Annotated in this window: 15 protein-coding genes; 5 read left to right on the top strand and 10 right to left on the bottom strand. The window is 70.6% G+C overall.

The window, feature by feature from the left end:
- Positions 1-116 precede the first annotated feature (116 nt).
- Both RH864_RS10555 and RH864_RS10560 read left to right on the top strand, forming a co-directional pair.
- Positions 117-602 (top strand): hypothetical protein, encoded by a 486-nt coding sequence (locus tag RH864_RS10555; RefSeq protein ID WP_310517509.1) that lies wholly within the window; start codon positions 117-119, stop codon positions 600-602.
- Positions 603-752: 150 nt separating this feature from the next.
- The gene (locus RH864_RS10560; protein WP_310517510.1) at positions 753-1,043 is read left to right on the top strand and encodes a hypothetical protein; all 291 of its coding nucleotides are present in this window, start codon (positions 753-755) and stop codon (positions 1,041-1,043) included.
- 38 nt (positions 1,044-1,081) lie between these two features.
- Here RH864_RS10560 and RH864_RS10565 read toward each other — a convergent pair whose 3' ends face one another.
- Complete coding sequence (locus tag RH864_RS10565; protein WP_310517511.1) at positions 1,082-1,849, bottom strand: hypothetical protein; 768 nt, start codon at positions 1,847-1,849, stop codon at positions 1,082-1,084.
- A gap of 182 nt (positions 1,850-2,031) precedes the next feature.
- Here RH864_RS10565 and RH864_RS10570 point away from each other — a divergent pair, with 182 nt between their 5' ends.
- Together RH864_RS10570 and RH864_RS10575 are read left to right on the top strand one after the other, a co-directional pair.
- Positions 2,032-3,255 carry a lipase family protein gene (locus RH864_RS10570; RefSeq protein WP_310517512.1) on the top strand — a complete coding sequence of 408 codons (1,224 nt, stop codon included), beginning with the start codon at positions 2,032-2,034 and terminating at the stop codon, positions 3,253-3,255.
- Between the two features lie 114 nt (positions 3,256-3,369).
- A complete protein-coding gene (locus RH864_RS10575) occupies positions 3,370-3,690 on the top strand; it encodes a hypothetical protein (protein WP_310517513.1) in 321 nt (106 codons plus the stop codon).
- A gap of 38 nt (positions 3,691-3,728) precedes the next feature.
- On the opposite strand, the gene RH864_RS10580 is transcribed toward RH864_RS10575, so the two are convergent.
- The 8 genes from RH864_RS10580 to hpaH form a co-directional block, all read right to left on the bottom strand.
- Positions 3,729-4,115, bottom strand: a complete 387-nt coding sequence (locus RH864_RS10580; RefSeq protein ID WP_310517514.1) for a hypothetical protein — start codon at positions 4,113-4,115, stop codon at positions 3,729-3,731.
- The gene (locus RH864_RS10585) at positions 4,112-4,762 is read right to left on the bottom strand and encodes a nucleotidyltransferase domain-containing protein (protein ID WP_310517515.1); all 651 of its coding nucleotides are present in this window, start codon (positions 4,760-4,762) and stop codon (positions 4,112-4,114) included. The genes RH864_RS10580 and RH864_RS10585 overlap by 4 nt, the downstream gene beginning before the upstream one ends.
- Before the next feature lie 106 nt (positions 4,763-4,868).
- A complete protein-coding gene (hpaD, locus tag RH864_RS10590; RefSeq protein ID WP_310517516.1) occupies positions 4,869-5,987 on the bottom strand; it encodes a 3,4-dihydroxyphenylacetate 2,3-dioxygenase in 1,119 nt (372 codons plus the stop codon).
- Positions 5,988-6,071: 84 nt separating this feature from the next.
- Positions 6,072-7,583 carry a 5-carboxymethyl-2-hydroxymuconate semialdehyde dehydrogenase gene (gene hpaE / locus RH864_RS10595; RefSeq protein ID WP_310517517.1) on the bottom strand — a complete coding sequence of 504 codons (1,512 nt, stop codon included), beginning with the start codon at positions 7,581-7,583 and terminating at the stop codon, positions 6,072-6,074.
- Positions 7,584-7,626: 43 nt separating this feature from the next.
- Entirely contained in the window at positions 7,627-8,319 is a 693-nt protein-coding gene (locus tag RH864_RS10600) for a GntR family transcriptional regulator (RefSeq protein ID WP_310517518.1), read from the bottom strand.
- Entirely contained in the window at positions 8,316-9,881 is a 1,566-nt protein-coding gene (locus RH864_RS10605; RefSeq protein ID WP_396129963.1) for a fumarylacetoacetate hydrolase family protein, read from the bottom strand. Before RH864_RS10605 ends, RH864_RS10600 begins: the two co-directional genes overlap by 4 nt.
- 61 nt (positions 9,882-9,942) lie before the next feature.
- Positions 9,943-10,776 (bottom strand): HpcH/HpaI aldolase family protein, encoded by an 834-nt coding sequence (locus RH864_RS10610; RefSeq protein ID WP_310517520.1) that lies wholly within the window; start codon positions 10,774-10,776, stop codon positions 9,943-9,945.
- A complete protein-coding gene (gene hpaH, locus RH864_RS10615) occupies positions 10,761-11,546 on the bottom strand; it encodes a 2-oxo-hept-4-ene-1,7-dioate hydratase (RefSeq protein ID WP_310517521.1) in 786 nt (261 codons plus the stop codon). The genes RH864_RS10610 and hpaH overlap by 16 nt, the downstream gene beginning before the upstream one ends.
- 162 nt (positions 11,547-11,708) lie before the next feature.
- On the opposite strand from hpaH, the gene RH864_RS10620 reads away from it, so the two are divergent.
- The gene (locus tag RH864_RS10620; RefSeq protein WP_310517522.1) at positions 11,709-13,085 is read left to right on the top strand and encodes an MFS transporter; all 1,377 of its coding nucleotides are present in this window, start codon (positions 11,709-11,711) and stop codon (positions 13,083-13,085) included.
- Between the two features lie 28 nt (positions 13,086-13,113).
- Here the strand turns inward: RH864_RS10620 and RH864_RS10625 are convergent, their stop codons facing one another.
- Positions 13,114-14,835, bottom strand: coding sequence for a thiamine pyrophosphate-binding protein (locus tag RH864_RS10625; protein ID WP_310517523.1), 1,722 nt, complete (start codon positions 14,833-14,835; stop codon positions 13,114-13,116).
- Positions 14,836-14,873: the final 38 nt, after the last annotated feature.

The raw sequence follows: 14,873 nt of genomic DNA on the forward strand, positions 1-14,873 counted from the left end.
GCGCGGGATGAAATCAACCCCCCGGCTCCGAATCGGAATCCGAAGTCCCTTTCGGTAGCTTGGAGGCGCAGCATCGCTGTGTCACCCACTTCTCAGCCCCAAGGAGCAACCTCTCCATGCCCTCACGCCGCCACGTCTCCGCGTTCGCCGCCCTCGCCATCGGCGGGCTTCTGCTCACCGGGTGCGCCGCGAACTCCACGTCCTCCGAGGGCGCCGGCGAGTCCGGCGACACGAACTCGAGCGACATGAACGCCGCACCCGCCGACCAGACGGTCGCCGAGGCGTGCACCGACCTGCAGGCCGCGATCACCGAGTCCAGCAGTGCGCTGCAGGACGGCATGACCGAGCTGAGCGCCGACCCCGACGCCGCCATCGAGAAGCTCAACACGTTCGTCGACGAGTTCGCGGCGGCCCGGGCCGATCTCGGCAACGCCGAGGTCAAGGCGCAGGCCGACGCGGCCGGCGTCGCCTTCGAGGAGCTCGTGGGCCTCGCGCAGGACGCGGCCGCCGACCCGGCCTCGATCGACATGAACGCCTACATGGACGCCATGCAGAATGCCCAGACCGAGCTCGTCGCCATCGGCGAGGTGTGCACGAACTGACCGCCGCGGGGCATTCCCGGACGCCGGGGTCGACGCACACGTCGGCCCCGGCGTCCTCGTCTGCACCGGAGGCTGTGACTGAGGTTCTCCCTTTTCCGCCGACGGTATGCCGGCGGCGTGGGCGCGGGTGGTCCGCGCTATATTGAGATAGTGAACCGACTCGCATACGTGGTTCGGCCTGCAGACGACCTGATGCGTCGTCAGTTGATCGACGCCTGGCTGCAGGTGTCAGCGTCGCCGTCGCCGTTCGAGCATGCCGCCGCATTGACGACGGCAATCCAAGCCGCAGCTGAGGCAGGTCTCTCGGCTGAGGGCATTTCCATCGAATCCGGTGCCGAGCCGGCTCTGGTGGAAGCAGTTCTCGGCGGTCGCTCCGTGACCGCCTACCTACTTGCGAAGCGCGCCCGTTTCGACGTGTGCGCGAACGCTTCTAGTGCCTGAGTCGAGAGCGGCGCACGGGTCCGAACGTGTGTCGATAGTTACTCGAGGAACTCGGCCCACCCGCTCGCGTAGACGCGATACGAATGGCTGTTCTTGAGTATCGCGAGCGTGCTGCCGGTGGCGTCTCCCTCGACCTGCCAGCGGACCACCGACTCGAGATGGAACTTGTCGCCCTTCTCACGGCTGAAGAAATCGAAGGCTCCCTCGTTGATCTGTACTCCCGCCACATAGCTGGGTGATTGAGCATGGGTACACGCGGGAAATTCGTGCACCGCTTGGTCAAACGGCCATAACTCGTGAAAGATCGTGCATCGCGCTTCGATGACGCGAACGCGCGGACCGCGCTCAACGCTGAGTCGACCGCTGATCCAAGTGTCCGGATACCAGAAGATGCCGTGTACGAGATCGACGTGGAGTGATCCCACGGGCTCTTCGTCGCACCCAGTCGGGATGCAATACGTGTAGTCATATGATTCGTGCAGCTCCCAACTCCACGGGCTCGTGAGGACGCCGTCACGAGCCGCAAGCTCCTCGCTCGGTGCGGGCTGCTCCAATCGGGAGCGGGTCGAGGTGGCGAGTACTGCTTCGACCGCCTCTTGCGTCGCGTCGTCCCCGTACGCGACTGCCCTTTCGGCCGCAAACCAGCGGGCACGTTCCTCGTTTCCCGCGATCAAGAGTTGGCGTACGGCATAGACCGCCGGATCCTCGCCTGGACGGTCCAGGGCCAATACGCAGTTGGCGGGAGTGAGTGAGCAGGCGGCATTGATGGACAGCTCGCTGGCAGAGGCTGTCGGAGCGAGAGTCATAGCGCCGAATGCGAGTAGTACGGAACCAGCGATGGCAGGCCTACAGGCCGACGCCGCATTGAATATCATCCGGTTAGTATTCGACATTCCTGGCTTCTGCGGCAAGAGTGGCCCGCTCCCTTTCGATAGGGGTCGGCGCTGAGTGTGCGAAGGTGGACACCACACCGGCAAAGGGGAGCGCTGTGTCCGAACGAGACCCGAGGCTCGGCCGGCGGGTCGGCGTCGCGATCATGGCCGGATGCCTCGCGGTCGCGCTCGGCGGATGCAGCTTCGCCGACCGGCTCGTCGAGGACGAGGTCGAGGCGCCGAGCATCGAGGCGTTCTACGAGCTGCCCGACGACGTGGCATCCGGTGACCCAGGCAGCCTCGTGCGCTCACAGGAGATCGCCGGGGCTCCCGACGGGGCATCCGCCTGGCGCGTGATCTATCGCACGACCGACCAGGCCGGGGCACCCGTGGTCGCTTCCGGGCTCGTGGTCGCGCCGTCCGGCACCGCGCCCGACGGAGGCCGGCCGGTCGTCGCATGGGGCCACCCCACCACCGGCACCGCGCCCGAGTGCGCACCGTCGCGATGGGATGACCCGTTCCTGCTCATGGAGGGCCTGAGCGAGCTGCTCGATCGCGGGTTCGTCGTCGCGGCCACCGACTACGTCGGCTCGGGCGTCGACGGCCCGAACTCGTACCTCGTCGGGGCGACCGCGGCGACCGCGGTGCTCGACGCCGTGCGCGCCGCCCAGGCGCTGCCCGACACGGCCGCGAGCGACGACCTCCTCACCTGGGGCCACTCGCAGGGCGGGCAGGCGGCGCTGTTCGCGGCATCCGATGCGGCGTCCTACGCGCCCGAGCTGACCGTGCGCGGCGTCGCGGTCGCGGCACCCGCCGCCGACCTGCCGAAGCTCCTCGACGCGCACCTCGACGACATCTCAGGCGTGACCATCGGGGCGTACGCGTTCGCCGCGTACGCCGAGGTCTACGGACCGTCGACGCCCGACGCGACCCTGGAGTCGATCCTCACGCCCGCGGGCGTCGCCGCGGTGCCCGCGATGAACGAGCTGTGCCTCGCCACGCAGGCGTCCGAGATCCACGACCTCGCGCGGCCCCTGATCGGCCAGTTCATGACGTCGGACCCGCGCACCACCGAGCCCTGGGCGACCTTGCTGGCCGAGAACGTGCCGGACGCGGTGCCGGCCGACCTGCCCGTGTTCATCGCACAGGGGCTCGCCGACGAGCTCATCGCGCCCGCCGAGACGAAGGCGTACGCCGACGGCCTCGCCGCGAACGGCAACGCCGTCGAGTACGTCGAGTACCCCGACATCGACCACGGCACGGTCGGGTACCGGGCCGTGCCGAGGCTGGTCGAGTGGATCGACGCGCTCGCGCTGCCGGGCGCGACGATCCCGGGGTGACCGGGCTGCTGGCCGAGCCCGCCGCGTCGGCCGCACAGGCGTACCATCGAGAGTGAGACGTCGCCCGTACGACGGCGCCCCGCACCAAGTTCGATGAGGAGCGAGGGGGCAGAGATGGCTGACACCACACCGGCGGACGAGGAACGCGAACCGACGCCGTCCGCGGCCTCGAACGAAGACGAGGACCGGCTCGAAGGCGGCTACACCGAGGTCGACGGAGAAGCACCGCACGTGCGGGGCGTTCCGGGGGCGTACACGCGCACTGACGGGGCGACCGACGACGAGTCGAGCGTGGGCGACTACGTGTCGAGCGCAGCGCATCCGACGTCACACGATCCGTCCGAGCGCCGGGGCAAGTTCGCGCGCGCCGATCACGGAGAGCGCTCCGGCGAGACCCGCGACACGCACGGCCGGCACGCCGCCGACGAACACTGACCACTCACCGTGTCCGCGGGCTCGAGTCGCCGCGGGGCTCAGCCGCCTCTGGCGGCAACGAGCAGCGCGCTCATCGCTCGACCCGCGCGTGTGACGTCGTCGCCGCTCACCGCGAGCGGTGCATACTCGGCTTTCGACTTAAGTGACAGCAGCGTCCGTAGGTGATTCGCGAGTTTCGGGTCTGCGCGTGCGAGCAGGCGAACGGCGTCGTCGTGGCTCTGGCCACGTGCATACTCGCCGAGCCGCGACATGCAGAGGACGTCGGCTGCCGCGATGCCGGAGAGGACGGCAAGCGATACGAACACGTCCGCGACCCCGTCGTCGGAGAGGAACTCTGAGGTGATGTCAGCGACATCGGCAAACGCCAGAGCCTTCCGGAGCCGGCCTCGTTGGGCGTCGGGCGTCGCGAGGTTCGTCCGCATCACTCGCGGCGCCCAGCGGTTCGGAGCAGGCGGCGGAGCCAGCCCTCGTCGCCGGCGACCGGCACGCCATCGCGATCGATCTCCTCGAGCAGGGCGGTCGGGCGGTTTGGACCGGTCAGCTCATCGGCGGTGAAGCTCACCACGCGTGTGTCGTTGCCGGTCCACGCGGTCACGGTGCGCTCCAGCGATGCGACGAGCTCAGGCCAGGACGACTCGGACCGGTCGTCTTCCGATCCTGCCGCCCGCGGGCGGACGAGGAAGAGATCGATGTCACTTGCGGGTTGCATCGTGCCGCGAGCCGCGGATCCGAACACCGCGCCGTAGATCGGGGGATCGGGCCACTCCGCCACGGTGGACCGGATCCGTTCGTACAGTTGCTGTCGGAGGCGGGCGAGCGCGATCGCCGCCGGGGCGGCAAGGTGGTCGCGGTTCAGGCGGTAGACGAACGCGTTGCCGTGTCGTTCGCTCTCGACGATGCCCTGCTCGACCAAGCGCGCGAGCGCGCGTCGCGCGCCCGCGGGCGAGACCTCGACGGGGGAGAGGCGTTGCACCTGGGTTGCTGAGAATGTCGACTCGGACTGTGCGAGCACCATCAGCACGCCCGCGTCGACGGTCGGCGTGAACAGCGTGAAGGGGGCTTGCAGCTGCATGTCCCACCTCCGCATCCACGATTCGAGACAATCGCATCATATTGTACGCGTTCTTCTCATATTTGAGAAGCGATGGGCCGGCCCCCACCCGGGTGCCGGCGCCGCGCTACAGCGTGTGCCCGAGCTTGAAGCCGTGCTCCTCGTCGCCCTTCCGGGTGTACGAGAATCCGTCGGCGCCGATCGTGACCTCCATCTCGGAGTCGTCGGTACGCGCGACGACGGGCTTCGGTCGCCCGTCGAGGTCGAGCACGAGCGATGCCTCGGTGTACCAGGACGGTACGACCGGGTTGCCCCACCAGTCACGACGCTGGTTGTCGTGCACGTCCCACGTCACGACGGGGTTGTCGGGGTCGCCGGTCCAGTAGTCCTGGGTGTAGATCTCGACGCGGTGCCCGTCGGGGTCGCGCAGGTAGAGGTAGAACGCGTTCGAGACGCCGTGGCGGCCCGGCCCGCGCTCGATCGCGTCGGACCGGCGCAGGGCGCCGAGCTTGTCGCAGATCGCGATGATGTTGTGCTTCTCGTGCGTCGCGAACGCGACGTGGTGCATGCGCGGGCCGTCGCCGCCGGTCATCGCGGTGTCGTGCACGGTGGGCTTCCGGCGCATCCACGCGGCGTACGTCGTGCCGGCCGCGTCCTGGATGTCCTCGGTGACGCGGAAGCCGAGATCCTCCATGTGTGCGACGGCGCGGGGCACGTCGGGGGTCACCTGGTTGAAGTGGTCGAGTCGCACGAGACATCCGGGTGTCTGCAGGTCGTATCGCCAGGCGAGGCGCTCGACGTGCGCGACCTCGTGGAAGAACTCGAGCGGGAACCCCAGCGGATCCTCGACGCGCACCGAGTCGCCGACGCCCTTCACGAACCCGTCGGCGCGACGCTCGACGCGGCAGCCGAGCTCGGTGTAGAACGCGACCGCGCGGTCGAGGTCTTCCGGAGTCCGCACGCGGTACGAGAACGCGGCGACGGCCGCGACCGGCCCCCGGCGCAGCACGAGGTTGTGGTGGATGAACTCCTCGAAGCTGCGCAGATAGACGGTGTCCTCGTCCTCCTCGGTCACGACGAGGTCGAGCACGTCGACGTAGAACTCACGGGAGGCCGCGAGGTCGGTCACGACGAGCTCCATGTACGCGCAGCGCACCACGTCGGGTGCGGGGGCGGTCGGTGTCGGGATCGCGTTCGCGGGCGCGGGGATCGGGTCGGTGTCGGTGACGACGGGTTCGGTGATCATGAGCGTCCTTGCTGTCGATGGTTTCGTTGGTCGACCCGCGCCCGCCCGAAGAGGGCGCGTGTCGAGACCTGACGAGCGGATGCCTCAGCCGCGGCCGAACCGCGGCGAGTGCGCCTCGTCGAGCGTGATGTGCACGGCCTGCTGGTCGGTGTAGAAGTCGATCGAGCGGTAGCCGCCCTCGTGGCCGAGCCCGGAGGCCTTGACCCCGCCGAACGGCGTGCGCGGGTCGCGCACGTTGTTCGAGTTGAGCCAGACCATGCCGGCGTCGACCGACTGTGCGAACGTGTGCGCGCGCTTGAGGGTGTTCGTCCAGATGTACGCGGCGAGGCCGTACTTCACGCCGTTGGCGAGCTCGAGCGCCTCCTCGTCGCTGTCGAACGGCGTGATCGCGACGACGGGGCCGAAGATCTCCTCCTGGAAGATGCGAGCCTCGGGCGAGACATCCGCGAAGACCGTCGGCGCGACCCAGTTGCCCTCGGGCCGGTCGTCGGGCCGTCCGCCTCCGGCGACGAGCCGGCCCTCGGCCTTGCCCAGTTCGACGTATGACAGCACCTTCGCGGTGTGCTCGGGGTGGACGAGCGCGCCGACCTCGGTCTTCGGGTCGTGCGGGTCGCCGACGACGATGTTGCGGGCGCGTTCGGCGTAGCGCTCAACGAACTCGTCGTAGATCGCGCGTTCGACGAGGATCCGGCTGCCGGCCGTGCAACGCTCGCCGTTCAGCGAGAACACCCCGAAGATGGTCGCGTCGATCGCGGCCTCGAGGTCGGCGTCGGCGAAGACCACGGCGGGGGACTTGCCGCCGAGCTCCATCGAGAGCCCCTTCAGATACGGTGCGGCGTTCGCGAAGATCAGCGAGCCGGTCGAGCTCTCGCCCGTGAACGAGATGAGCGGGACATCCGGGTGCTTCACCAGCGCGTCGCCCGCCTCCTCGCCGAGCCCGTTGACGAGGTTGAACACGCCGTCGGGCACGCCGGCCTCGCGGAAGATCTCGGCCCAGAGCGACGCCGACAGCGGCGTGAACTCGGCGGGCTTCAGCACGACCGTGTTGCCGGTCGCGAGTGCGGGCGCGAGCTTCCACGACTCGAGCATGAACGGCGTGTTCCACGGCGTGATGAGCCCCGCGACGCCCTTGGGCTTGCGGTTCACGTAATTCAGCTGGCGGCCTGGCACCTTGAACGCGTCGTCGTGCTGCGCGACGATCAGGTCGGCGAAGAACCGGAAGTTCTCGGCCGCGCGGCGCGCCTGGCCGAGCGCCTGCGAGATCGGCAGGCCTGTGTCGAACGTCTCGAGCTCGGCGAGCGTCGCGTCGCGCTCCTCGACGAGGTCGGCGATGCGGTGCAGCACGCGCGAGCGCTGGCGGGGGAGCAGCCGCGGCCACGGGCCGTCGGTGAACGCGCGCCGCGCGGCCGCGACGGCGCGGTCGACGTCCGCCTGCTGGCCGGCTGCGGCCGTCGTGTAGGGTTCGTTCGTCACGGGGTCGAGCACGTCGAACGTCTCGCCGCCGATGGAGTCGACGAACTCGCCGTCGATATAGTGCCTGATCCCGTGGGGGCGGATGCGGTCGTGCAGGCCTTCGGGTACGAAGTGGTCGGTCATCGTCGGTTCTCCCTGGTTCGGAGTGGTCGGTGCTGATCGCCGGTCAGCGGTCGGCGGTCGCGGCGGACGGCGTCGTCGCCGCGGGTGGCTTGTGCGACGCCTGGTAGGCGAGCATGGCGTCGAGCGTCGCAGTGCGGTGCCCGCGAGCGGTCAGCTCGAGCTCGATGGGGTCGGCGCCGTGCTCGATCAGGTCGAGGATGCGGTCGTGCTCGGCGACGGACTCACGGGCGCGGCCGGGCACGAAGCTGAACGACGAATCGCGCAGCACCTTCATGCGGTTCCAGCCGCGGTGCACGAGGTCGAGCACGTGCGGGTTCGGGCACTCCTCGAACAGCACCGCGTGGAACTCGAGGTTGAGCTCGGTGAAACGGTGCGGGTCGAAGTCGTCGAGCGTCTGGCGCATCCGCTCGTTGATCGCTCGGGCACGCGTGACGTGCTCCGACGTCAGGTAGGGGGCCGAGAGCGAGGTCGCGAAGCCCTCGACGAGCGCGAGCGTCTGCATGGTGTGCAGGTACTCGGTCTCCTTGATGAGCGCGACCTGCGCGCCCACGTTCCGCTCGAAGGTCACGAATCCCTCCGCTTCGAGCAGCCGGATCGCCTCGCGTACGGGGACGACGGACATGTCGAGCTCGCGCGCGATCTGGCCGAGCACCAGCCGGAACCCCGGCACGTACCGGCCGTCGTCGATGCGGGCCCGGACGAAGCCGTACGCGCGCTGCGCCTTGCTCTCGGTCATCGCGCGGCCTCCTCGGCGCGGGCGGTGCCGGCCGTGCCGGCCGCGAGGTAGGCCGCGCGCCAGTCGGCGTTCATCGGGAACAGACCGTCGACGGCGGCACCCGCGGCGACCTGCGCGGCGACCCACGCGTCCTCCGCCTCCTGCGCCTCGGCCTCGGCGAGCACCTCGTCGAACAGCGCGGGCGGGATCACGATCGCGCCGTCGCCGTCGCCCACGATGACGTCGCCCGGCTGCACCGCGGCGCCGCCGCAGGTGATCGTCACGTCGACCTCCCACGGCACGTGGCGCCGGCCGAGGACCGACGGGTGCGCGCCCTGCGAGAACACGGGCAGACCGATCTCGGCGACCGCGTCGAAGTCGCGCACGCCGCCGTCGGTGACGACGCCCGCCGCGCCGCGCATCTTGGCGCGGAGCGCGAGCACATCACCGACCGTGCCGGTGCCGCGCTCGCCGCGGGCCTCGATCACGAGCACCTCGCCCGGCTCGACGGTGTCGAATGCGCGTTTCTGCGCGTTGAACCCGCCGCCGTGCGACGCGAACAGGTCGGGGCGGAACGGCACGAACCGCAGCGTCTTCGCCCGGCCGACGAGTCTCGTGCCCGGCCGCTGCGCGGCCACGCCCTCGATGAACACGTCATGGTAGCCGCGCTTGCGCAGCGCGACCGAGAGCGTCGCGACCGCGACGCGGCCGACGCGCTCGCGCAGGTCGTCGGTCAGGTCGAACGCTGCGGCGGGCTGGGCGGATGCGGCGGGCTGGGCGGATGCCTCATGCGGCGCCGCTCGGCCGTCGGCGACCGCGGCCGCGAGCTCGGTCTCGGAACCCCAGGCCTCGACCCGCTGCGTATCGTCGACCGCGGGCGTCGTGCCGGTGTCGGCGAACGGCTCGGTGCCCTCGACGACGGTCGTGACCAGCCGGCCGGTCGACGGCGCGCCCGGGGCATCCGGTGCGTCGACCTCGACCTCGACGACCTGACCCGGCACCACGACCGAAGAACCGGCCGGCGTACCGGTGAGGATGACGTCGCCCGGTTCGAGGGTCATGAGCTGGGAGAGGTCGGCGACGAGCTGGCCGAAGGGGAACAGCAGGTCGGCGGTGGTGTCGTCTTGCACGAGCTCGCCGTCGACCCAGGTACGCACCCGCAGCCCGGCGGGGTCGATGGCGTCCGCCGCGATCGTGGCCGGTCCGAGCGGCGTGAACCCGTCGCCGCCCTTGGAGCGGACATTCGACCCCTTGTCGGCGGCTCGCAGGTCGTAGAGTCCGAAGTCGTTCGCCGCGGTGACCGCGGCGACATGCGCCCAGGCCTGCTCAGGCGCCACGCGACGTGCGGGGGAGCCGATGATGAGCGCGACCTCGCCCTCGAACGCGAGCAGCTCGGTGCCGAGCGGGCGTTCGATGCCGCCCCCGCTCGAGGCGACCGAGCTCGCGGGCTTGAAGAAGTAGCTCGGCGCGGCGGGGGTGCGGCCGCGCTGCGCGGCGCGGGACGGGTAGTTGAGGTGCACGGCGATGATCTTGCCCGGGCGCGTGAGCCCCGTGCTGAGCGCGTCTTCGAAAGCCATGAGCATCCTTGCCTTGGAGATATCACAAATCATATACGATCAGGGAGTGCGGGCAACCTCGCGACGATCAGTACGACTCGCGCGACTCGGCCGAGGCCGCGCGGCCGCGCCCGGTGAATCGGTCGGCCAGCGCCTCCGCGCCGCGTGCGAACAGCGACACGTCCGCGCCGACCGCGACGAAATCCGCGCCCGCGTCGAGAAAGCGCTCGGCGTCTTCCGGCACGAACGCGTTGACGCCGACCGGTACGCCCGCGGCGTTCCCGGACCGGATCGCGGCGAGCACCGCGGCCACGACCTCCGGGTGACCCGGCCGGCCGAGGTGCCCCATCGACGCCGCGAGATCGGCCGGGCCGACGAAGATCGCGTCGACGCCGTCGACGGCGACGATGTCGTCGACCGCGGCGATCGCCCTCGCCGACTCGACCTGCACCGTGAGGCTCACCGTCGATGAGGCGTCGCGCAGGTACTGCTCGACCCGGTTCCACCGGGCCGACCGGGCGAGCGACGCGCCGACCCCGCGCAGGCCTGACGACGGGTCCTCCGGAGACGGGTAGCGGACGGCCCGCACCAGCTCGGCGGCCTGTTCGGCCGAGTCGACCATGGGCACGAGCAGGTTCTGCGCGCCGAGGTCGAGCACCTGCTTGATGACGACGGGCTCGCCGAACGGGATGCGCACCACGGGCGCGATCGGGTAGGCCGAGACCGCGTACAGCTGCGCGAGGATCGACTCGAGGCCGTTCGGCGAGTGCTCGCCGTCGATGAGCACCCAGTCGACGCCGCTGCCCGCGGCGATCTCGGCCATGATCGGATTGCCCGAGCACACCCACAGGCCGACCTGCGGGCGTGAGGCGGCGGCGAGCCGGGCGGCGAAGGTCTCGGGGAGGGTCAGGCGAATCGGCATGTGATCGCTCCAAGGGTTCCGTAGTCGGCGTGCACGACGTCGCCGCGCCCGACCCACATCGGGCGCGTGAACGAGCCCGCGAGCACGAGGTCCCCGGCCGCGAGCGACTGGCCGTGCTGGGCGAGCTTCCCGGCGAGCCAGGCGACCCCCATCGCCGGATGACCGAGCACGGCCGCGGCGACGCCGGACTCCTCGATGGTCTCGTTGCGGGACAGCAGCGCGCTGATCCAGCGGAGGTCGACCGCGTCAGGCTTCACGGGTCGTCCGCCGAGCACCATCGCGCCCATGGCGGCATTGTCGGAGATCGTGTCCACGATCGTGCGTCCCTCGAGCTCGATATGGGAGTTGAGGATCTCGAGGGCGGGCACGACGTACGCCGTCGCGTCGAGCACGTCGAAGATCGTGACGTCGGCGCCGGCCAACGGCTCGGCCAGCACAAACGCGAGCTCGACCTCGATGCGCACGTTCGAGAACCGGTCGAACTCGACGACCGCGCCCGACTGATAGACCATGTCGTCGAGGATCACGCCGTAGTCGGGCTCGGTGATCCCCGTGGCGACCTGCATGACCTTCGACGTGAGCCCGATCTTCCGGCCGACGACGCGTCGGCCCCCGGCCACCGCGCGGTCGGCCCATTCGCGTTGCACCGCGTACGCGTCGTCGACGGTCATGCCCGGGTTGCGGGCCGTGAGCAGCGGGACCGTCGTGCGGTCACGGTCGGCCGCGGCGAGCTCGTCGGCGATCTCGGCGATGCGGGCTGGTTCGAGCATGCGGTCTCCACTTCGTCGTCGAGGCGAGCGGATCTCGTATCGAGACATCCGGTTCGCGCAGTATCTCAAATCATATATGATGCCAATCTTCTCGTCGCGCCGACGCACGTCCGCGGCGGGTGATCCATCCATCCGCGCGTCCGACAGAGGAGTCGAACCGTCATGACCGCGACCACCGGCCCACACACGAACGACGTGAAGCGCAGAGAGCTTCGACGCGTCGCGTTCGCCACCGTCATCGGCACCACCATCGAGTGGTACGACTTCTTCCTGTACGCCAGCGCCGCCGGTCTCGTGTTCGGCCAGCTGTTCTTCGCGCCCGCGGGGCCACAGATCGCGACGCTGCTCTCGTTCGCGACCGTCGGCGTGAGCTTCCTGTTCCGTCCGCTCGGCGCATTCCTCGCGGGCCACTTCGGCGACAAGATCGGCCGCAAGGCGATGCTCGTCGTGACGCTCATCCTCATGGGTGCGGCGACCACGCTCATCGGCGTGCTGCCGACGTACGCGCAGATCGGCGTCGCCGCGCCCGTGCTCCTGCTGCTCCTGCGCATTCTGCAGGGCCTGTCCACGGGCGGCGAGTGGGGCGGCGCCGTGCTCATGGCCGTCGAGCACGCGCCCGACGGCAAGCGCGGCCGCTACGGTGCCTTCCCCCAGATCGGCGTGCCCATCGGGCTGCTGCTCGCCTCCGGCGTGCTCGCGCTCATGACCGGGGTGATCTCACCCGGCGACGCGTTCGTCGAGTGGGGCTGGCGGATCCCGTTCCTGCTGAGCTTCGTGCTCATCGTGGTCGGCATCGTCGTGCGCCGCGCGGTCGACGAGAGCCCGGTGTTCACCGAGATCGCCGCCAAGAAGAGCGCCGCGAAGACGCCCATCCTCACCCTGTTCCGCCGGCACTGGCTGCTCGTGCTGCTCGCGGCGCTCACGTTCGCCGGCAACAACGCCGCGGGCTACATGACCACGGGCGGGTACCTGCAGAACTACGCCACCACGCCGGCCGAGGACGGCGGCCTCGTCGGCATGGACCGCACACCCGTGCTCCTCGCGGTGGCGGGCGCGTCCATCGTCTGGCTCATCTGCACGTTCGCCGCCGGCGTCGTCTCCGACCGCATCGGACGGCGCAACACCTACATCATCGGCTGGATCGCCTTCCTGGCGACCGTGTTCCTGCTGTTCCCGCTCGTGAACACCGGGAACCCGTGGCTGCTCTTCCTCGGCGTCTCACTGTTCGCGATCGGCAACGGCTTCACGTATGGGCAGCAGGCGGCCTACTTCACGGAGCTCTTCCCGGCCTCGATCCGCTATTCCGGCGTCTCGATCACGTACGCGATCGGCGCCATCCTCGGTGGCGCGTTCGCGCCGACGATCGCGGCGTGGCTCGTGCAGCTCACCGGCACGGCCACCTCGGTCGCGTTCTACATCGCGGGTGTCATGATCGTGGCGTTCGCGGCCACCCTGCTGCTGCGCGATCGCACCGGAATCCCGCTCGGCCCCGACCACGAGGAGGAGCAGGCGCGCGGCGCGGTCTACGGCACGCGCTGAGCCACGCGGAGGGCGGGCGGATGCCTCGTCAGGAGTTCACTCGGATGATCTCGTGCTGGTACGGGGCGATCACGCGGTCGGAGACGCGGCAGTCGAGCAGCAGGAACCGGCGTGTCTCGACCGGCTCCTGTGCCCAGACGGCGAGGCGGCCGAGATCGGCGAGCGTCCGGACGACCACGCCCTCCGCGCCGAACGCGGCCGCGATCGCCGCGAAATCGGTCTCGGGGATGCGCATCGGGGCCTCGGCCAGCCCCTTCAACCCGTAGAGGTGCACCTCGGCGCCGTAGGCGCGATCGTTCCAGACCACCGCGATGCCACGACCGCCCGCGGCGCGTACGGCGGTCTCGAGGTCGGCGATGGCCATGAGGCCGCCGCCGTCGCCCGTCGTGAGCACGATCGAGGCGTCGGGCTTCGCCGCAGCGGCGCCCGCGACGCTCGGGAACCCGAGGCCGATCGACTGGAACGCCGTGCCGACCATCATCATGCGATCGGGCGACGCCACGGGCCAGTACATGTTGGCCCAGCCGATGAAGTGCCCGCCGTCGGAGACGACGACTCGGTCCTCGGGCAGCAGCTCGGCGAGCCGCGAGGCGACCGACCGCGGGTCGAGGCGGCCGTCCTCGGACACGACCCCGACGCCCGACTCGCGCGCGAGTGCGCCCGTCACGTCGACCCGCTCACGCCATCCGGACGGCGTGGACGCGAGCGCGCGCAGCTCCGCGACGAGCTCGCGGGCCACGAGCCCCGCATCGCCGCGCACGTACCCGCCGACGTGGGGGTGCGTCGCGGTCGCGGCGACGTCGACCTGGAACACTGTCGCGCCGGGCGCGAAGAGCTCGCCGAACCGCATCGTGAACTGGTTCAGCGAGGCACCGAAGACCACGGCGACGTCCGCCTCGCGGACACGCGCCATCGCGCCCTCGGCGCCGAACCCGCCGGTCACGCCGAGGTCGTAGCGGGCGTCGGGGAAGACGCCGCGCCCGAGCGCCGTGGTCGCCGTGAGGGCGCCCGTCGCCTCGGCGAGCTCGCCGAGCGCCGGTCCTGCTCCGGCGAGCCACGCGCCGCGCCCCGCGATCAGGACCGGCCGCTCGGCGCCCGCCAGCTCGTGCGCGATCCGCGCGATGGTCGCGGACGCGAACTCGCCGCGCGGCAGGAGCGGACCCGGTACGACCGGTCCGGGAACGGCCGGTCCGGGGGCGGCCGCGCGCTCGCCTCCGGCGACCGCGCCCGGCTCCGCCCTCGCGCCGATCACCGGCCACTCGCCCGCGTCCGCCGCGGCGACGTCGTAGGGGATCGCGAGCACGGTCGGGACGCGGTAGGCGAGCGCGTGCTCGATCGCGATGACCGTCGTGGCCGAGGCATCCGCCCGCCCGACCGTATAGGTGCGCGCGCCGACGGCCGAGGCGAGCGCGATCTGATCGACGTCCCACGGGCGCGGGCCCGAGGTCGGCTCGTCGCCGACCACGAGCACGAGCGGCACGTGCGCCTGCACGGCCTCGGCGAGCGCGGTCAGCGTGTTCGTGAATCCCGCGCCGTAGGTCGCGGTCGCCGCCGCGAGCCGGCCCGACGCGCGATGGAACGCGTCTGCGGCCACCACGCCGCCCGCCTCGTGACGCACCGCGGTGAACCTCGCACCCGTGTCGCGTTCGAGCGCGTCGAGGAACCAGGCGTTGCCGTTGCCCATGACGCCGAAGACGTGGTCGACGTGGGCGGCGAGCGTGTGCGCGACGTGCGCGGAGACGGTGGGCATGCTGAAGCCTTTCGAGACAGCGGGACGGAAGCGGAGGA

Origin of the sequence: Agromyces aerolatus, assembly GCF_031432255.1 — a bacterium.
GTDB lineage: Bacteria > Actinomycetota > Actinomycetes > Actinomycetales > Microbacteriaceae > Agromyces.